Genomic DNA, 19,631 nt, shown 5'->3' on the forward strand with positions numbered 1-19,631 from the left:
ATCTAAATCGGGAAAAGTATCTTGGGAAAAAATGACATCTTATTTGAGCGCGCACAAAAGACAATTCCTGGGGGTGTGAATTCTCCAGTACGCGCCTTTCGTCAGGTAGGCGGTACACCGCGTTTTGTTGCTAAAGCAAAAGGCCCTTACTTCTGGGATGCTGAAGGTACGCGCTATATTGATTTAATTATGTCTTGGGGTCCTATGATTGCGGGCCATGCAAATCCAGAAGTGGTGGAAGCAGTCAAGCGGGCTGCAGAAACTAGCTTTAGCTATGGCGCCCCTACCGAAGGCGAAATTGAATTAGCGGAACGCATTTGTCAGTTGGTTCCAAGCATTGAGCAAGTGCGGATGGTATCGAGTGGAACTGAAGCCACTATGAGTGCTCTGCGTCTTGCACGTGGTCATACGGGGCGTGATCTCATTATTAAATTTGAAGGTTGTTATCACGGCCATGCTGACAGTCTTTTGGTAAAAGCAGGCTCTGGTCTCTTGACCTTTGCAGATTCAACTCAAAATGCACCTTCCTCTGGTGGTGTACCACAGGATCTAGTTAAACATACCATGGTATTGCCATATAACGATGTGCAAGCCCTAAGGGAAGTATTCGCAAAGAAGGGTAATCAGGTTGCTGCGGTGATTATTGAGCCGTTTGCTGGCAATATGAACCTCATTAAGCCCTCAAAGGAATTTCTCTCGACACTGCGTCAGTTGACAAGCCAGCATGGCAGCGTGCTTATTTACGACGAAGTCATGACGGGCTTTAGGGTTGCTTTGGGTGGCGCCCAATCCTTGCAAGGTATTACTCCTGATCTCACATGTCTTGGCAAGGTCATGGGCGGCGGTATGCCGATGGCTGCTTTCGGCGGTAAAAAAGAAATCATGTCTAAATTAGCTCCGCTGGGCAACGTTTATCAGGCGGGCACCTTATCCGGTAATCCAGTGGCGGTAGCAGCAGGATTGAAGACGCTGGAGATTATTTCTCGAGAAGGTTTCTTCGATTGTCTAACTGGTCAAACTGAAAAACTGATGGCCGGCTTAAAGTTAGCCGCGGATGAAGCGGGTGTGCCATTTGCTGTTGATAGCGTTGGTGGTATGTTCGGCTTTTACTTTGCCAATGAGGTCCCAAGCTCTTTTGAGGCGGTCACTAAAACCGATATCGAAGCATTTAAGAAGTTCTTCCACTTGATGTTAGATCAAGGGGTGTACTTAGCACCCTCTGCTTATGAGGCTGGATTTACTTCCATTGCTCATGACAATACAGTTTTAGAAGAAATCATCACTGCCGCAAAAACTGCATTTAAGAAGCTATAAGAAACTATAAGGGGCAGAGTCAGAATTACATTCTGAGTGGATGGTCATAACCATCTACTTGGATAATTTTTAGATCCTTGCTTGGCTTACCTGATTCTGGAACTTCCATGGCAGTCAGTTTTCCACCCCAGACGCAGCCTGTATCAAGACCAATGACATTCTCATGTTGGAGTAGTCCTAGAGTGGACCAGTGCCCGAAGTAAATCAGGGAGTCTTGCGTTTTTCGTTTAGGAGTTTTAAACCAAGGGATATAGCCTTTGGGACCATCCTCAAAGCCTTCTTTGCTTTCAAATTCCATAGTGCCTGTTGGAGTGCAAAAACGAATACGGGTTAGTGCATTGGTGATGACGCGTAAACGCTCATATCCTTTAAGGGAGTTACTCCACTTATTTGGGGTGTTGCCATACATGTTCGCTAAGAAATCTTTATAGGATTTTTTGCGAAGCACTTTTTCTACTTCTTGCGCGCATTCAATCGTTTGTTGAAGATCCCATTGAGGTAAAACTCCAGCATGAACAGTAAGCACTTTTCCGTTACTCAGAGCCATTGGCCTATGGCGTAGCCAATTCATTAATTCAGCTCTATCAGGTGCATCTAGAATCGGTTGTACGGTATCTAGCCCTTTAGTTTTTCGGATGCCGGCATCTACCGCAAGCAAATGGAGATCATGATTTCCGAGAATGCACTCAATGTGTTTCTCTTCTTGTAATTTCTTGAGGTAGCGTAGGGTGCCTAATGAGTCAGGGCCTCTGTTTACGAGGTCACCTAAAAAAATCATCTTAGATTGGGCGGGTAGTTTTTTAACGAGCGCCTTCAAAGAGGGTGCACACCCTTGAATATCACCTACGGCATAGATCTTGCTCATGCCCTATTTTAAATCGGAAAGTGTCAGAGTCTTGAACAAGTTAATCAGATGCAGATTCTGGGCTGACCTTTTTGACGACGCTATAGCGCACTAAGGTCTTTTTGCGTGCCTCATCATGATTTACAACTGGCAGGGGATATTCACGTCCTAAAAGAAGGCCGGCAGCCTCTAGTTCAATGTGACCAGCTTCCCAAGGAGCATGAATCGACTTCTTGGAGAGTTTTTCTAGTTGAGGCAAATAGCGACGAATGAACTTGCCTTCGGGATCGAACTTTTGGGACTGGGCAATCGGATTGAAGATGCGGAAGTAAGGTTGCGCATCGCATCCCGATGAAGAGGCCCACTGCCATCCACCATTATTGGAGGACAGTTCAAAGTCATTGAGGTGTTTTGCAAAATACATCTCCCCCCAGCGCCAATCTATGCCTAAATCCTTAGTAAGAAAGCTAGCAACCACCATACGTAGGCGGTTATGCATATATCCACTTTGGTTGAGCTGACACATTGCTGCATCCACTAATGGATAACCCGTTTTGCCATCACACCAAGCTTTAAATAATTTCTTAGCAGTGGCACCACTTTCCCACTCGATATTGTCGTAGTCTGGTTTGAAGGCCGCACCTTCAGCAAGGCGTGGGTGATTGGCTAGAATCATGAAATAAAAATCACGCCAGATGAGTTCGCTTAACCAGATCGTCGCACCCATACTGCCAGCCAGCATACGACGATGTGCTTCACGCACTAAGCCGCGAATGGAGAGCATGCCAAAGCGAAGGTGTGTGGATAGATAGCTCACACCTTTAATGGCAGGGAAGTCTCGGCCAATTTGGTACTGATCAATGCGGTGAAGGAAGTCTTCCAAGAAACTCTGGCCACCTTCAGATCCTGGCGGCAGATAAGTTTCAATTCCAGTTGGGCTAAAACCCATAGATTCTAGAGATGGAATAGGGGATTCCAAAGTATTTGGGATGGCTGCGAATTGCCCTTTTTTAGGTGTGCAGTCATAAGCTGCGATATCTTTTTCTTGTAGCGTTTTAAGCCAGCTGTTCTTATAGGGCGTAAAGATTGAGAACACCGTGTTCGAGTTCGTTAGAATTTCTTTTTTCTCAAAGATCACTTGATCTTTGAAAGTCTCCAATTCAATACCAAGTTTTTCTAGTGATCTGGCAATAGAGGCATCGCGTGCAATTGCCGATGGCTCATAGTCATGATTGGTGTAAACGGTATTGATACCCAAAGTCTCAGCAATTCTCGGAATACACGTAGTGGGTTTGCCATACTGAACAATCAGTCCGCCACCTTGTTTACGTAATTGCGCATCTATTTGTTGCAAGCCCTGCCAGATAAAGTCGACACGTCGATCATGCGTTAAGCCGCTACCCGCCAGATTATCGACCTTCAGTGGGTCTAGAATTTCGGTATCGAAGATGAAGGTCATCCAGACCTGGTTGTTATTGGTAAGGGCATAGTGAAGCGCCGCATTGTCATACAGGCGTAAATCACGTCGGAGCCAAACTAGTGCTTTTTTCATAGCCCCTATATTAGGGCTAATTAGGTCGACCTGCTTGGCTTACGAGTAATATCCTGCTTATCAATAGATTATGAATTTATGGACACTTTATTTTTTGTTTTCTCTAAGATCGTACAGTTTTGCATTGAGCCGCTCAACTGGGTTATTGTTTTTGTAGCGCTCAGCTTGTTATTTCTGAGTCTTAGAAAACCCCATCTATACAAACGATTCTTGCTATTTGCTTTGGCAGATTTGTTACTAGTAGGATGGCTGCCTACTTCTGAGGTCTTTTTAAGAACTCTCGAAGATAGAGTGCCTAAGATTCAGATTTCGCAGATGTCAGAGGCAGACTTTGGTGGAATCATTATTTTGGGTGGCGCCGTTGAGGGCGGTGAAATCGCCTTGGATCGGGGTGAGATCTCTATTGGATCTGCTGCTGAGCGGGTTACTAAAGCCTTTGAGCTGATTCGCAAGTATCCCGATCTGCCCTTTATCTTTACCGGCTTTTCTGGGCGCCTATCGCCGGTTGGCGTGTCCGAGGCAGATGCCTTTAAGCAATTGGTTGCTGAGCAGGGTTTGCCAGATAAAAACGCCCATTATGAAAACCAATCCCGTAATACCTATGAGAATGTTGTATTGATGAAACCTATGATTTTGGAGTTGGGGGCTAGGAGCGCCAAAGAAGCTGATGCGCCCCCTAAACCTTGGCTGCTGATTACTTCAGCGAGCCATATGTATCGGTCGGTAAAGATATTCCAAAAACAGGGGATTGTGGTGATTCCTGTTCCTGTCGATTACCAAACGGGAAATCGATTGCATTGGGGTTCTTTTGATCTGATGGAGGGTGCCGGGCAGTGGAATAACTTCCTGCATGAGACGGTCGGTCTTCTAGCCTACCGGATTACTGGAAAGATCTGAGTAGGGCAGAGAATTCGGTAAAATAAAACCACATGAACACGGCTAAAAAAGCCCCTGTGGGTCAAGCTGCAATAACCACCCAAACTTCCCAAGCTTGCGCTCCGGGGTCCTCAATTGCTTATTCTGCTGATCATCTAGCAAATCAATTCCTGATTGCTATGCCTGGGATGGTCGATCCCAATTTTGCTGGTTCAGTCATCTATCTTTTTGAGCATACTGAACGGGGTGCAATGGGCTTGGTGATTAATCGCCCGACCGAGCTTGACATGGGTGCCTTATTTGAAAAAATTGAGGTCAAGCTGGAGGCTGAGCCAGTATCGGAACAGCCGGTCTATTTTGGTGGTCCAGTGCAAATCGAGCGTGGCTTTGTCTTGCACGAACCCACCACTGAGGTGGCTTACAGCTCTTCCTTAGTCGTTCCAGGAGGTTTGACTATGACGACATCTAAGGATGTGCTTGAGGCCGTTGCAACTGGTTCTGGACCCAGTAAGTTTTTAATGACCTTGGGCTATGCGGGCTGGGGTGCTGGCCAACTTGAGGAAGAAATTACCCTCAATGGCTGGATCAATGTCCCCTTGTCCCAGAAGCAAATGGTTGAGATTATTTTTAATACTCCCTCTAGCCAGCGCTATGAGCGGACAATGAGTCTGTTGGGGTTTGACCCATCCCATCTATCTGGCGAGGCGGGACATGCCTGAGAGTATGAAGAAGGACGCAGAGTTGACGGTGATGGCCTTTGACTTTGGGACGCGGCGGATTGGTGTTGCCGTTGGCAATACTTTGACCAAAGTTGGCCAGCCCTTAAAGATTATTGAGGAGCCATCAGAGGATGTGCGATTTATGGCTATTCAGGCCCTTATAAAAGAATGGCAGCCAAATCAGTTGGTGGTGGGGCTACCATGCCATCCTGACGGTACAGAGCATGAAATGAGTGTCAAGGCCCGTCGCTTTGGTAATCAGCTGCATGGACGCTTTCAGTTGTCGGTGGAGTGGGTGGATGAGCGCTATACCTCGGCTGTTTTAGAGGGCAATCCTGAGATGCGAGACAATTTGGATGCCGAGTCTGCGGCCTTGATTTTGGAGCAGTATTTTCTTGAGAAGAATTGGATTAGTTGAGATGAATGCAGAGCAGTCCTATCTGAAATTACTAGCAACTTTGAGTCAGCGCAAAAAGGCTGGTGAGGTATTTGAGTTGGCCGGTCTTGCAATGGGTGGAGCGTGGATTGCAGAACGTTTAGCTACCGATTTAAATCTTCCCTACTTTGGCGTAATTAATGTGGCGTTTCATCGCGATGACTATGCTGAGAAGGGGATGACAGCGCTTCGCACTGCCAGCACGATGTCCACCCATCTTCCTTTTGAGGTCAATGGTGCAAACGTGATTTTGATTGATGACGTTTTGCTTACTGGTCGTACGGTTCGTGCAGCGCTCAATGAGTTATTTGATTTTGGTAGACCTGCCCAAGTCGAGTTGATGGTTTTGGCGGATCGTGAGAACCGTGAGTTGCCGATCTCAGCCGGCTTTGTAGGAGAGAGAGTGAGTGTTCCAGAGAATCAAATATTAGTTTTAGAAAAAGATGATGCTGGTAAGTTCAGCTTCCAATTAGAGGAGCGCGCAGCATGAGTGGAATGAATGGCTTAGTAAACGCTCCGGTAAATCAATTTAATGCTGCCGGTGAGTTAACTCACTTGCTAACCTTAGAGGGTTTACCAAAAGAGCAAATCCTCCACATCCTTGATACTGCGCAACAGTTTGTCAGCATCACAGATCCTGCGAGAGAGGTAAAAAAGGTTCCGCTACTGCGTGGCAAGAGTGTCTTCAATCTATTTTTTGAAAACTCCACCCGTACCCGCACTACTTTTGAGATTGCTGCTAAGCGTTTGTCTGCAGATGTCATTAACTTAGACATCTCTACATCTTCTACTGCAAAAGGCGAAAGTCTTTTAGATACGATTGATAACTTAGTGGCTATGCAGGCGGATATTTTTGTAGTGCGCCATAGTGTTTCTAGAGCGCCGATTGAGATCGCCCAGCACGTTCCTGCGCATGTTCACGTAGTCAATGCCGGTGATGGTAGTCACCAGCATCCTACCCAAGGCTTGTTGGATATGTATACGATGCGCCACTTTAAGAAAGACTTTAGCGGTCTGAAAGTAGCGATTGTGGGCGATATTGTGCACAGCCGAGTTGCTAAATCGAATATTTGCGCATTGAGAACTTTGGGTTGTACAGATATTCGTGCGATTGGACCCGAGAGTCTTTTGCCAAGCGACTTAGATATGCTGGGAGTAAAAGTATTCCACAGTATGGAAGAGGGCTTAAAGGGTGTTGATGTAGTCATGACCTTGCGTATTCAGAAGGAGCGCATGGAAGCAGGGCAGGTCCCAGAGGGTGACGCTTTCTTTAAGCAGTATGGCTTAACGCCTACGCGCTTGGCTTTGGCTAAGCCTGATGCCATTGTGATGCATCCAGGTCCTATGAATCGAGGTGTGGAAATTGATTCTGCTGTAGCGGATGGTTCTCAGTCGGTCATTCTGAATCAAGTCACCTTTGGCATTGCAGTGCGTATGGCGGTGATGTCCATCGTTGCTGGTAACTAGTCGCTGTTGCGAGTAATTGCGCTAATGCAAAAAAAGAACTGGTTGATTCTGTCGCATGGCTTCAATATGGATGGAAGAGCATCTAGTCTCACCATTACTGACAAGATCCCTTATTTATTAGATGCTGGTATCAAGCCGCATGTCTTTAGTGCAATTACTGGCATTAGAGATGCCCGCTTTCCGCATAAACAATTTCTAGCTTGGGGTCCAGCAGCTTTTCGTTTTGATTTCCGGCATTGGATTGCTAATCAATACGGCAGGGGATGGTTTTACAAGATCTCCACGGGATTGGTCTCACTGGTGCTTGCGCCGTTTATTGCGCTGGAGAAATTCTTTCTTGGTTGCTCTAGTCAATGGTCATGGGCAATGCCGGCTTATTTCCATGGTCTAAAGCTAATAAGAGATGGTAAGGTCGATTTAATCTACTCGACTGGAGGCGCTTGGTCTGCCCACTTAGCAGGTTTATGGCTTAAGAAAAAAACAGGCTTACCCTTGATTGTGGAAATTCATGATCCGCTAGTAATACGTAATAGTCCAACTGATCCAGGGTTTGATAAGCCCAAAAATCGCGATGCACAATTTCGTCAATACTTAGAAAAACAAATTTGTAAATATGCGGATTTAGCTTGGTGGTTTACTGAAGGTGCTTTGCATTACGCAAAGCTACGTAATCCTAATCTCAATACGCATGACAATGCTCATGGGTTTGTCTTGATGCCGGGAGCTGAGCCTCCCGGAGGGTTAGATGCGAATCCAGTACATAGCTATACCAAGCAACTGAATCTTTGTCACTTTGGATCCTTGGCAAATGATCGTTCGCTATCAACCATCCTGAATGCCTTAGTTCTGTTGCTAAGTAAGCATCCAGAAGCGAGAGAATGTATACGAGTGCATGCCTATGGTGCGCCCTTAGACCCTTTAACTGTGGAGGCTCTGAAAAGCCTTAAGTTCGATGATCTGTTGTTGGCTCATGGTCGCCTAGAGAAAGATCCTGTAACTGGTATGTCTGGCAGAGAGCGTGTAGTGGAAAAGATGCAGTCAGCCGATGTACTGATTTTGTTGCATGGTAACGATGAGTGGTGTGCTGAATATATTCCTTCTAAGCTCTACGACTATCTTTGGACGGGAAGGCCTATTTGGGGTATTACGCATCGCAATCCACAGTTAGATCAAATGTTGCTGGATCGGGGCGCTTACCTAAGTCCGCAGAGTGAACCTCAGGCTGTAGCGCTTGCTTTAGAAAGAATCTGGCTAGATTGGAAAAATCAGCAATTGATAGCGCCGAAGTGGCTACCGGTTGGCGCTGATCAGGCTGCGTATAGAATACTTTCAGAAGTTCACACACTCACTGAAAGAAGCGCTTGAACGACCTAGTTCTATATTGCAAATCCTATTGCCGAGATTTTATTCGGCTAAAGCGTTTGTTGTCTTCGATAAATCAATATAACGTTGATCAAATCCCTTTTTATATCTCCACTCCGCAAGATCAATATCAAGATCTGGTTTCTGTCTTAGGTAATATCGGTGGTTATGAGTGGGTTTCAGATGAATCAATTATTGCTGCAAACCCACGTGTTCCACAGGGGATTGAAAAAACACGATCTGGCAGCCTTAGTCAGCAAGCCATTAAGTCGGAGTTTTGGCGTCTAGGAATAGCCAATAATTATGTCTGCTTTGATTCTGACTGCATCTTTATTAAAGCGTTCAAAAAGTCTGATTTTATAAGTTCAGACGGAAATCCTTATACAGTTATCTATCAAAATAAAGAGTTTTATCAACTTGCCATTAATCGTGGGCAAGATCAGGTTGAGTCCAATCTATGTCAAGAGGGTGATCGTGTTAAGGCATTGTTTTCTAGATCTGGCCCAAATTACTATTGCCCGTGCCCACCATTTATTTGGTCTGCCAAGGTTTGGGAATCTCTGGACCTCCAGTACCTTCAGCCAAGGGGTCTCACCTTCTGGGATGTCTCGAGCGACGACCATCCAGAAACTTTGCTCTACCTAGAGGCTTTGTTAAATTATCGGGTGATACCTTTGCACCCCATTGAGCAGTTGTTTAGAATTTATTATTACGACTGGCAATACTATCTTTTGCGCAGAATAGGTGAGAAAGAGGATAATTTAAAAGTGAATTACTTGGGCGTGATCTACCAATCTAATTGGGATTCAGGAATGGATTTTGGCGCTACATCCAAATCCCTTGGATCACGCATGCTCCGCCGTTTAAAGCGATTTGGACGCTATTTACAAAGTTATATTTAAGGTTGTAATGAACGCTAAACCACTCGTTAGTATTTTGATGCCAGCTTTTAATTCGGAGTCCTATATTAATGAGGCTATTGATAGCATATTGGATCAAACGTATGACAATATCCAACTCATTATTTACGATGATGGTTCTACAGATGCAACCAGGACACTAATTAAAGATTACCTTGATCCAAGAATCATAGGGATATTTGCTGATCAAAATTATGGCGTAGTTCATGCTCGAAATGTAATGATTGACCGAGCAGAAGGCAAATATATTGCCCTTATGGATGCAGATGATATTGCTCACCCATCGCGAATTGAAAAGCAGTTGGTCTACTTGGAGAATAATTTTTGCGATGTTATTGGCAGTGCTCAGTTGGTCTTAAATCAAAAAACGGGGGAAGTTAAGAAGTCAAAAGACAACTTTACTGATTCTGATATACGTGCATTATTGAGTGTGTACTGCACGCTATGTAATTCATCGGTAACAATGAGATCTGAGATATTGAAGAAATTTAAGTACGATGCGAATTTTCTGTTTGCGGAGGATTACTTTCTATGGGCTCGTCTAGCAGGCGCTCAATACCGTTTTAAAAATTTGAAGGATCGATTAATTACATATAGGATCTACCCGCAGCAAAGTAGCTTGCTAAGTAAAGAAAGGTCCAATATGGCTTCTATGTCGGTTAGGCGTCAGTACTTGGAAATGCTGGGAATTTCTGCAAAATTTACGCCACAACCAATGGCTATCTATTCAAGGCTTAGGCTGGGTGTTGGGTTGATTGGATTATTAAACCAACAATTTAGTGGCATTTCTTTTCGTGCTAATTGCGAAATTTATGCTCGTTTCCAGTCCCGTAATAATGCCATCTTATCAATTATGCAGCGTTTGGAGAGGGTGATTATTGGGGTTATTTGTTTAGTTTCCGCTCGTCTACTGAGGTTTAAAGATCGATATCACCTAAGGTAGATACAAGTACCATTAATTCAAAACAAGCATTACCCACAATTTGATTGACTAGCCTCATCTTCAATATGTTTTTATGAATTCACTACTACGGCCCCAAGCTAACTATCGCCCTGATATTGATGGCCTGCGTGCAATCGCAGTTATCATGGTTGTGGTTTTTCATACCTTCCCAAGCAAACTGGGCGGTGGTTTTATAGGTGTGGATATATTTTTTGTCATCTCCGGCTTCTTAATAACAAATATTCTTATTAATGGCTTAAAAGAAAATAAATTTGACCTCGTCAATTTTTACTGTCGACGTATTCAACGTATTTTCCCCGCGTTAATAGTTGTGCTAGTGGCATGTTTTACTTTTGGTTGGTTTAATTTGCTTGCGGATGAGTATAAGCAGCTAGGAAAGCATATTGGCGGGGGCGCATCATTTAGCTCTAATTTCATTTTGTTAAGCGAAAGTGGATATTTTGATGCCTCATCTATTTCAAAGCCCTTGCTCCATCTTTGGTCTTTGGCAATTGAGGAGCAATTTTATCTTTTATGGCCCATCCTTCTCTGGATTGGCTGGAGGCTCCACCTTAACTTAGCTTTTGTAACCCTTTCTCTTTTTTGCTTTTCTTTTTTGGCGAATTTATATACATTGCAATTCTTGGCTGGTGGCGCACCTCTTTTCTACTTGCCACAAAATAGATTTTGGGAGTTAATGCTGGGTGGTTTATTGGCATGCCAACCCCAACTTTTTTCAAAACAACTGAAGGGGCTGGTATATCCAGCTTCCGTAGAAATAAAAAATACCCTTTCGATAGCAGGTCTTGGGTTAGTTGCCCTTGGGGCGTTATTTATTTCTGAGCATTCAATGTATCCAGGTTACTGGGCGCTTATTCCAACGATAGGGGTTTTTTTTATTATCTCTGCTGGGCCAGATGCATGGATTAATCGAAAATTCTTATCTCACCCAGCAGTAGTTTGGGTCGGGTTAATTAGCTTCCCTTTGTACCTTTGGCATTGGCCAATACTTTCTTTTTTGCACATCATCAGCGTAGATGAACCTTCTAATTTATACAAGTCGATGGGTTTGCTATTTTCTTTGCTACTAGCGGTTTGTACATATTACTTTGTTGAGAAATTTTTTCGTTTTGGTCCCGTCAGTTTAATCAAGGTTTTCATCCTAATTGCCCTCTTGTCAACAATTGGTTTTGTTGGATATAACACCTACGTTAGAGATGGCCTTACTTTTAGGTTAAATCAAATTCAATTTCGACTTCCAATAGCGTTGCAGAAATTAGGCGAAAAATATATAAAGCCACCTGAAGATAGTCTAAACCTAGCTGAAAATGATATTAAGAAAGATAAAATTTTTCTTTGGGGTGACTCATATGCTGAGCATTTGCTTGTTGGGTATAAAAAAATATTAGGCGAAAAATATCAAATTGAAAATATTGGCATCCAAGGATGCCCGCCAATTCTCAAGCTTGATATTACATGGCGAGAGGGGTGCTCCAAGAGCAATGAAGACAAGATTGAGAAAATCAAAAATGAGTGGCCAGAGCGTCTAGTTCTCGCAGCAAATTGGACTGATTATGATTGGAGGCGAGTGCAGGTAACGATTGATGAATTAAGGAGGATAGGGTATGACAAAATCGAAATCGTAGGCCCCGCCCCTCAATGGAGAGAAAGTCTTTATAAGCAACTCTATCTCAATTATCTAGCAACCAAAGATGAAAATATTCCCTATCGCATGAATTTTGGATTAAATAATAATTTTCTTGAAATCGAACCCCAATTAAAAGCTATTGCAATTCAAAATAAAATTAACTATCTTTCTATAGTTGACGTTTTATGCAATAACTCGGGATGTATAACAAGATTTGGTGAGGACTCAAGGGACCTTGCCAGTTTTGATGGCGGTCACCTGACCTCCGCGGCTTCTATATATGTTGTGTCAAGATTTTATAAGTCCAAATAAGTATCAAATTTAAAGTCTGGCTTTAGCAGTTTTTGGGATGGTGTTGCTAGGTAAATAGATTTGCATATATTTATAGAGCGTTGGAGCAGTTTTTCGTAGGATCTATGACTCCTCTCTGGATGGGCAAGGTTTTCCTGAGAAAATATTATTCTAAGCTCTGATTCGTAGATCAATATTGATGCATGCATTTAGTTGTATGCTGCAGTTTATTGTTTATCAGGCTGCCAAATTAAATCATTGCATATCTTGTCAATAATTTTCGCAACGTATTTGCTTGTATCAAACTCCATTGCTTTTGGGCTAGTTAAGAATTCTTGAATGCTATCCTGGTATTTTTGATATTTGGCTTGGTCTATCCCCAGGAGAAATTTATGGGCTTCCTCCGTGCTTTTAAAGTCACGACGATCAATAAAGCAGTCATTGGGAATGTGTTTATCTATAGTGTTTGCACCCCAATATATGGGTACGCAACCATTAAAAAAGCAATCATAGATTTTTTCGGTAATGTAGTCTGGCAAATTAGCGACGTTTTCGTAGCAATAAGCAAACTTGGCATGCTGATATATGCTTCCCTTATCTGCGACCTCTCCGGCGTAACTTGGAAATGGATTATATCCAAATGATTGGGTTGCTAAACGCTTCATACGTCTAGTTATTTTTTTGGAAAAAGTGAAGGCGGGTTCAGGCTTATTCCAGCCCAATCCATATAGTAAAAAATATTGAGGGGCATTTTTTTCGTACCAGCGGATGACCTTGATACGCTCCTTGTAGAGATCGCCGTCAACTTCAATAGGAAATGCTTTGTTGGCATTAATGATGCACGAAAAAATAGGGCGTTCTTTAAATGAGGGCGTCACTCTTTTTTGAATTTGATTGGGTACGAATATATGAGTGACATTTGGCAGATCCAGCAAGTTTGTATTCCAAGTGAACACGCCATTAAATGAATTAAGGTAACGCCTATCGTTGTTGAGTGGACATATGTATGGATTTTCAGTAGCAATAAGGTATTTTGGCGCAGGGATTTGATCGACATCTTGACCATCATGCAAGATGCTAAAAGCAACCTCCTTGCCTTGATTGACGTCAGGATTATTTAGTTCAATACCGCGCTTCAGAAATTCTGACCTCAACAATCGGTTAGTGAATGTGGGATTGTATGTGTGGTGCCTATCAATTTCTTCAAAAGAGGCATTATTAACTCTATCTTGTTGGTAGTAATTGGCGAGTAACATAGTTTTTTTCGTGACTCTGTTTAAATGGCTGAAAATTTAAGTCGCTGAGTTTGGAAGGAATTAATAATAACGTGAAAAATTAAAGGGGTTAAAGGGGATTATCAATAATTGTCTTTATACAGAAATAGCCAAGTTAGGTAAAAATCTCTCTAAGTGTATTAATTTTTTCATTCTCTAGAATTTATTGCCCTTTATATAATTAACCTTGACTTTTTTGATGTTGATCATTTTGTAGACGTGGGTATTATGGAGGGCTTTGCTACACATAAAAAATGATTGCCGTCTGCTGAATGGGTGATTGCCTAGATCATTTGCCTGCCTTGACCGGTCGTAATCTATTTTCGAATAAATTAAGGACTAAAAGTTATAGAATCCTATTTAAAACAGTTAACTCGTTCCTTTGAATTCTAGATTTTATTAATTTTTATATTGATCAACACCCTTTAAAAAATGGTCAATAGGCATTTAGTTTTTATAAAAACGCTTATAAGTGAAGATAAAATGATATTGGTAACAGGTGGAGCTGGGTTTATTGGCGGTAATTTTGTTTTGGATTGGTTGGTCGATCCTAATGCTGAAGGCATTATTAATCTCGATAAATTGACCTATGCTGGTAATTTAGCTACCCTAGCATCTTTGAAGGATGATCCTCGCCACGTTTTTGTACATGGTGATATTGGTGATGAAGATTTAGTAGCTAAATTGCTTAAAGAGCATCAACCGCGCGCAATTGTAAATTTTGCTGCCGAGAGTCATGTGGATCGTTCAATTCATGGGCCAGCAGAATTTGTTGCTACCAATATCGTGGGTACTTTTAATCTTCTTGAGTGTGCTCGTGAGTATTGGGGTGGATTGGATGAGTCTGCTAAGAGATCATTTCGCTTTCATCATGTATCCACCGATGAGGTCTATGGATCACTTGCTGCTTCTGATCCTGCTTTTACAGAAACTAATTCCTATGAGCCCAATAGCCCATACTCCGCATCTAAGGCGGCCTCTGATCATTTAGTGCATGCCTGGTTCCATACCTATGGCTTTCCAGTGCTTACAACCAATTGCTCCAATAACTATGGTCCATATCACTTCCCGGAAAAGTTAATTCCCCTAGTGATTCTGAATGCACTTAACAGTAAGCCATTACCAATTTATGGTGATGGTCAGCAGATACGTGACTGGCTTTACGTGGGTGATCATTGTTCGGCGATTCGAGAGGTATTGGCCAAGGGCAAGTTGGGTGAAACTTACAACATTGGCGGCTGGAATGAAAAAGCAAATATCGATGTAGTTAAAACTATCTGTGAAATTTTGGATGAATTAAAGCCACGTGCTGATAGCAAGTCTTACGTAGATCAAATTACCTACGTAAAGGATCGCCCTGGTCATGACCGTCGCTATGCTATTGATGCCAGTAAGGTAGAGCGTGATCTTGGTTGGCGGCCGGCAGATACCTTTGACACAGGCATTCGCAAGACGGTGCAATGGTATTTGGACAATCCCGTTTGGATTGAGGGTGTAGTCAGCGGATCTTACCGTGACTGGCTCTCTAAGCAGTACAGCTAAAGAACGCATGAATATCCTCGTATTTGGCAAGGATGGCCAGCTGGGAAAAGCCTTTCAAGAAGAGTTGAGTAAGCTCACTACGGCTTTGCTTGTAAAACCTACCATTCAGTATGTTGGACGCTCTGAATGTGATCTTGCTGATAGAGAATTACTTAGTCAACTACTCAATCAAGTTGAACCTCGGTTAATTATTAATGCTTCTGCTTATACTGCAGTCGATAAGGCAGAAACGGAATCCAACTTAGCTTTTGCAATTAATGTAAGAGCTCCTGAAGTTATGGCGCAATATGCTGCAGACCATGGCGCTACTTTTCTTCATTACTCCACAGATTATGTCTTTGATGGCGAGAAATATGGCTATTACCTGGAAGACGATATACGCAACCCTTTGGGGATTTATGGAAAAAGCAAGGCTGCTGGTGAAGATGTAATTGCCAGAATCTTTGCTAGCAATAATGGTAGTGGTCAATATGCCATTTTCAGAACCAGTTGGGTTTATGGCGATGGCGGTAACTTAATTCAGACCATTTTGCGTTTAGCAAAAGAGCGTGAAGAATTGAAAATTATTAATGATCAATTTGGCGTTCCCACGAGTGCCAATTGGTTGGCACAAGTGAGTCTGAATTTAGTTCTGGATGAACATCCCCACTTAAGAAAATTTACATCGGGTATCTATCATGCTGTTCCTGCCGGAGAAACTACTTGGTACGGCTTGGCGTGTTTGGCTGTGCAAGTAGCTCTCGATGCTGGCGTAACTCTTAAAGCTCACCCAAGCACTATTAAGCCTATTCTTGCGGTGGAATACCCTTTACCAGCCCCAAGGCCCATAAATTCAAGGATGTCGACAGATAAGCTCCATCTAGTGTTTGCGGGGTTGGGTGATATGTCAAAATTAGAACAATTAAATCAGCCTTGGGATAAGGCTGTTCAGTCTTATGTCGCTAGTTTGGCTAAAGACGGACTAATTTAGAAAGAATGCTATGCCAGTAAATCAGATGAATCGTAAGGGTATCATTTTAGCGGGGGGTTCGGGCACTCGTTTATACCCAGTCACTCAAGCGGTCTCTAAGCAGCTGATACCTGAGTAAGATTGTTAACGAGTTGAATGCCTCCGGCCAAGCTGTTTCACTATCGAATAAAAAGATGATTGGATGAGCGCGATGTTGAAGTTGCAAATCACTCCCATTGCGATTCATGATGTACTCGTGATAGAGCCTAAAGTATTTGGCGTTGAGCGCGGCTGGTTTACCGAATCCTTTAACGCTCAAGACTTTGCAGCAGCTACTGGTCTGAATGTAGAATTTGTTCAAGATAACCATTCCTTTTCTCGTCAATGGACATTGCGTGGCTTACATTATCAGTTAGAGCAGACGCAGGGAAAATTGGTTCGTGTTGTGGCTGGTAGTGTTTTTGATGTTGTTGTAGATATCCGCAAAAATTCACCGACATACGGAAAGTGGGCTGGCGTTGAATTGAGCGCCCAAAATCACAAGCAGCTATGGATACCGGCTGGTCTCGCTCACGGTTTTTTAGCCTTATCTGAGACTGCAGAGTTCCTCTATAAAACAACGGATTACTATCACCCGCAAAGCGAAGCATGTTTGGCGTGGAATGATCCAACCATAGGCATCGATTGGCCATTACCAACAGACATCATGCCGAATATGAACGCCAAAGATTCTGCTGGTCTATCGTGGGAGACTGCTCCTAAGTTTTAATTAAATTTAGGGGTATTTTCAAAAGATAAGATAATGCTCACATGAGCACTTCTCCTAAAATCTTGTTGGTAAAACTATCCTCTCTCGGGGATGTATTGCATAACTTGCCGATTTTGTGGGATTTGCGGGCACGTTTACCAGATGCTCAAATTGATTGGGTGGTGGAAGAGGCTTATGTTCATTTACTTGAACCCTTGCTATTAAGAGATGGTTTTAAGGGTATTGATCGAATCATTCCTTTTGGTTTACGTCGCTGGAAGAAAAATCTCTTTAGCTTGGCCACCTGGAAGGAGTTTTTTGCGTTTAGAACAACACTTCAATCTATTGCCTATGACGTATTGATTGAAACACAGGGCCTACTTAAATCAGCCACCATATGTTCCCTTGCTAAGAAAAGCTCTAATGCCGTGGTTGCAGGCCTTGCTAATGCAACGGAATTTTCTGGATACGAGCCATTGGCTAGATCTTTCTACAGCCAGTCAGTACAAGTTCCTGCGCAGTGCCATGCCGTCGATCGTTCGCGTTGGGTGATGTGCTCGGCCTTGGATTGGTCTTTGATAGAGCGTGGTGATACGCCACAGTTTTATTCACCAGAATTTATTGCTAGCATTCCAAAGACTTCTATCGCTAGTTTGTGTTCTCCTTATGTTTTGTGCTTTCATTCGACGGCTAGAGAGGCTAAGCGTTGGCCTAATGACAATTGGATTGCGCTAGGTAAAGATTTATCTACTCGAGGATATCAACTGGTTTTTCCTTGGGGAAATGCCACTGAAAAATCTGTGAGTCAATTGCTTGCCTCGCAGATTCCTGGGGCTCTAGTACCACCAGCCTTTTCAATTGAAGAGGCTTTTTCAGTTATTGCTGGCGCAACCTTAACGGTGGGGGTGGACACTGGTCTTACGCATTTAGCAGCAGTACTCAACAAGCCTACCGTAGAGATCTATTGCGACTCACCACGTTGGAAAACTGAAGGCTATTGGTCTGGGCGGATTGCTAATGTGGGCCATATTCAAGATCCACCAAGCGTCCAAGAGGTTCTTGACGCATCACTAAAGCTTTTAAAGTAAGTTTTTAGCGCAGCAGGGCATTAATAGAAATTAGATCTTCATCCGATAGTGTAGCTGCATGCGCTTTTAGCCTCATCGCATTGAGAATGGTGTTGTAGCGCGCCTGTTGCAGTTGTGAGCGGGTAGTAATGAGTGTGTCTAGTGCAATGAGAACGTCAATATTAATCAGCGTTCCCACTTGAAATCCTAGCTTGCTGGATTCTAGTGCGGAGTTAGATGATCGCTCTGCTGCTTCATAGGCTTTGACGCTAGCTAGACCTCCGTAAAATCCAGTAAAGGCAGTCCTAGTATTCTGAGCTGCAGTGCGCCGAGCACTATCGTAGTTAGCTTTGGCTGCATCGAGTAAGGCTGCATTCTGGCGAATGACAGAGCTATTAAATCCCCCTGAAACCAGCGGGATTGTCATTTGCAGCGCAATCGTATTGTTATAAATATTGGTGTTGCTCGGGGCGTAGCTATTAGCACTTCCATTTGCGGTGTTGTAGCCCGCCGTTCCAACAAAGTTTACAGAAGGGTAATTAAGTGCTTGTGAGCCTCGGTAAGTGCTCTCGGCAAGACTCACAGATAGTTGACCAGCCAAGACATTAAAGTTTGCAGTCTCTGCTTGTTGGATCCAATCATCCAGAGTTTGGCCTTTTGGTAATTGTGGGTTAACACTTTCCGCAATTGGAATGCCGTTACTATCTTTATTTTTGGAGCGAGGATCTTTTAAAACACCATCAATCTTCGCTTCTTTAATCAGTGGGCGCAGAGATCCTACTGGGCGCCCAGTAAGCTGTTCTAATACACCACGTTTAACCACTAAATCAGCTTGAGCGCCAATCTCTTGGGAGTTGGCAAGATCCAATGCTGCCTGTGCCGTATTGACATCAACAATGGTGGCTAGGCCAGCATCAAATTTAGCTTGTGCGATCTCAAGTTGTTGCTTGATGAGACTTTTCTTATTGCGAAAAAGTTCTACGTTGTCTTGGCTAGTAAGTGCATCAAAGTAAGCTTGCGAGACCCTCAAGATCAGATCTTGTTGCGCTAAATAAAAGCGCATGTCTGCAATTTTCGTATTGAGATCGCCTTGCTTTGATGCCTCAAATGCCGCTACGTTAAAAACGGGTTGTGTGAGGGTTACGGTATAACCCTTTTGATCAAAAACACGAGAGTTAGCCGAATAACTTGTTAAAGCCGATCCATTGGTTGCATGTTGATAGTATCTAGTGCCAATCGGGGATGCGCTTGCTTGGGGCAGCAAAAGAGATAAGCCCTGCCAATAGAGTTCTTTGCTTGCCTGGTAGTTAAAGCGTGCGGCATTGAGGACTGGATCGCTAAATGCAGCTTCTTGATAAAGGCGAATGAGGTCTGAAGCCGGTCCGGCAGGGTTAGCTGCGCCATTTCTGTTGAGGTTTGAGGGTGCATCAGAAGTCGGTATGGCCAGCTTAGGGGCAACCACCATTTGTGGGGGCATATCTAGCCCAATTAAGGCTTGAGAGCTCATTGGGGTGGGTAGCGATGGCTTTGCCCCATTGGCAGCCTGTGCAAAGGTGTTGGTCGACGCCGTACTGAGTCCGAGTGCTTGGCACAGGATTAAACCTAGGATGCTGGGTTGCGAGAGGCGAAAACGGGCTGGGGTCATCTAATTTAATTACTTTTTATGTGCCATGAAGTTT

18 protein-coding genes and 1 pseudogene are annotated in these 19,631 nt (G+C 43.5%); 15 read left to right on the forward strand and 4 right to left on the reverse strand.

Annotated features, from left to right (window positions below; genetic code table 11):
• Positions 1 to 21: 21 nt before the first annotated feature.
• On the forward strand, positions 22 to 1,314 hold the full coding sequence (gene hemL, locus ICV89_RS01220) for a glutamate-1-semialdehyde 2,1-aminomutase (protein WP_215308970.1): 1,293 nt from the start codon (positions 22 to 24) through the stop codon (positions 1,312 to 1,314).
• Between the two features lie 25 nt (positions 1,315 to 1,339).
• Here the strand turns inward: hemL and ICV89_RS01225 are convergent, their stop codons facing one another.
• Positions 1,340 to 2,179, reverse strand: a complete 840-nt coding sequence (locus ICV89_RS01225) for a symmetrical bis(5'-nucleosyl)-tetraphosphatase (RefSeq protein WP_215308972.1) — start codon at positions 2,177 to 2,179, stop codon at positions 1,340 to 1,342.
• Between the two features lie 40 nt (positions 2,180 to 2,219).
• Positions 2,220 to 3,710: a deoxyribodipyrimidine photo-lyase gene (locus ICV89_RS01230; protein ID WP_215308974.1), complete on the reverse strand. Its 1,491-nt coding sequence runs from the start codon at positions 3,708 to 3,710 to the stop codon at positions 2,220 to 2,222.
• A 78-nt stretch (positions 3,711 to 3,788) separates the two neighbouring features.
• Here ICV89_RS01230 and ICV89_RS01235 point away from each other — a divergent pair, with 78 nt between their 5' ends.
• The 9 genes from ICV89_RS01235 (at position 3,789) to ICV89_RS01275 (ending at position 12,393) form a co-directional block, all read left to right on the forward strand.
• Positions 3,789 to 4,607: a YdcF family protein gene (locus ICV89_RS01235; RefSeq protein WP_215308975.1), complete on the forward strand. Its 819-nt coding sequence runs from the start codon at positions 3,789 to 3,791 to the stop codon at positions 4,605 to 4,607.
• Between the two features lie 113 nt (positions 4,608 to 4,720).
• The gene (locus tag ICV89_RS01240; protein WP_215310276.1) at positions 4,721 to 5,305 is read left to right on the forward strand and encodes a YqgE/AlgH family protein; all 585 of its coding nucleotides are present in this window, start codon (positions 4,721 to 4,723) and stop codon (positions 5,303 to 5,305) included.
• On the forward strand, positions 5,298 to 5,723 hold the full coding sequence (gene ruvX / locus ICV89_RS01245) for a Holliday junction resolvase RuvX (RefSeq protein WP_215308977.1): 426 nt from the start codon (positions 5,298 to 5,300) through the stop codon (positions 5,721 to 5,723). Before ICV89_RS01240 ends, ruvX begins: the two co-directional genes overlap by 8 nt.
• Before the next feature lies 1 nt (position 5,724).
• The gene (pyrR, locus tag ICV89_RS01250) at positions 5,725 to 6,231 is read left to right on the forward strand and encodes a bifunctional pyr operon transcriptional regulator/uracil phosphoribosyltransferase PyrR (protein WP_215310277.1); all 507 of its coding nucleotides are present in this window, start codon (positions 5,725 to 5,727) and stop codon (positions 6,229 to 6,231) included.
• Between the two features lie 5 nt (positions 6,232 to 6,236).
• Positions 6,237 to 7,208 carry an aspartate carbamoyltransferase catalytic subunit gene (locus ICV89_RS01255; protein ID WP_215310278.1) on the forward strand — a complete coding sequence of 324 codons (972 nt, stop codon included), beginning with the start codon at positions 6,237 to 6,239 and terminating at the stop codon, positions 7,206 to 7,208.
• Positions 7,209 to 7,232: 24 nt separating this feature from the next.
• Complete coding sequence (locus ICV89_RS01260) at positions 7,233 to 8,573, forward strand: hypothetical protein (protein WP_215308979.1); 1,341 nt, start codon at positions 7,233 to 7,235, stop codon at positions 8,571 to 8,573.
• On the forward strand, positions 8,570 to 9,472 hold the full coding sequence (locus ICV89_RS01265; RefSeq protein WP_215308980.1) for a DUF6492 family protein: 903 nt from the start codon (positions 8,570 to 8,572) through the stop codon (positions 9,470 to 9,472). The genes ICV89_RS01260 and ICV89_RS01265 overlap by 4 nt, the downstream gene beginning before the upstream one ends.
• Before the next feature lie 7 nt (positions 9,473 to 9,479).
• Positions 9,480 to 10,433, forward strand: coding sequence for a glycosyltransferase family 2 protein (locus ICV89_RS01270; RefSeq protein ID WP_215308981.1), 954 nt, complete (start codon positions 9,480 to 9,482; stop codon positions 10,431 to 10,433).
• 73 nt (positions 10,434 to 10,506) lie between these two features.
• Positions 10,507 to 12,393: an acyltransferase family protein gene (locus ICV89_RS01275; RefSeq protein WP_215308983.1), complete on the forward strand. Its 1,887-nt coding sequence runs from the start codon at positions 10,507 to 10,509 to the stop codon at positions 12,391 to 12,393.
• 206 nt (positions 12,394 to 12,599) lie between these two features.
• Here ICV89_RS01275 and ICV89_RS01280 read toward each other — a convergent pair whose 3' ends face one another.
• Positions 12,600 to 13,628, reverse strand: coding sequence for a glycosyltransferase family 10 domain-containing protein (locus ICV89_RS01280; RefSeq protein WP_215308985.1), 1,029 nt, complete (start codon positions 13,626 to 13,628; stop codon positions 12,600 to 12,602).
• A 501-nt stretch (positions 13,629 to 14,129) separates the two neighbouring features.
• On the opposite strand from ICV89_RS01280, the gene rfbB reads away from it, so the two are divergent.
• The 5 genes and pseudogenes from rfbB (at position 14,130) to waaC (ending at position 17,973) form a co-directional block, all read left to right on the forward strand.
• Positions 14,130 to 15,188, forward strand: a complete 1,059-nt coding sequence (gene rfbB / locus ICV89_RS01285; protein WP_215308987.1) for a dTDP-glucose 4,6-dehydratase — start codon at positions 14,130 to 14,132, stop codon at positions 15,186 to 15,188.
• Positions 15,160 to 16,158, forward strand: coding sequence for a dTDP-4-dehydrorhamnose reductase (gene rfbD / locus ICV89_RS01290; protein ID WP_251370869.1), 999 nt, complete (start codon positions 15,160 to 15,162; stop codon positions 16,156 to 16,158). The genes rfbB and rfbD overlap by 29 nt, the downstream gene beginning before the upstream one ends.
• Positions 16,159 to 16,183: 25 nt before the next feature.
• A pseudogene (locus ICV89_RS01295) lies at positions 16,184 to 16,270 on the forward strand (sugar phosphate nucleotidyltransferase); the annotation flags it as partial.
• Between the two features lie 78 nt (positions 16,271 to 16,348).
• Positions 16,349 to 16,906, forward strand: coding sequence for a dTDP-4-dehydrorhamnose 3,5-epimerase (rfbC, locus tag ICV89_RS01300; protein WP_215308989.1), 558 nt, complete (start codon positions 16,349 to 16,351; stop codon positions 16,904 to 16,906).
• Between the two features lie 41 nt (positions 16,907 to 16,947).
• A complete protein-coding gene (gene waaC, locus ICV89_RS01305) occupies positions 16,948 to 17,973 on the forward strand; it encodes a lipopolysaccharide heptosyltransferase I (protein WP_215308991.1) in 1,026 nt (341 codons plus the stop codon).
• Between the two features lie 4 nt (positions 17,974 to 17,977).
• Here the strand turns inward: waaC and ICV89_RS01310 are convergent, their stop codons facing one another.
• Complete coding sequence (locus ICV89_RS01310) at positions 17,978 to 19,597, reverse strand: TolC family protein (protein ID WP_215308993.1); 1,620 nt, start codon at positions 19,595 to 19,597, stop codon at positions 17,978 to 17,980.
• Positions 19,598 to 19,631 lie beyond the last annotated feature (34 nt).

It is taken from the genome of Polynucleobacter sp. Adler-ghost (assembly GCF_018688495.1).
Taxonomy (GTDB): domain Bacteria; phylum Pseudomonadota; class Gammaproteobacteria; order Burkholderiales; family Burkholderiaceae; genus Polynucleobacter.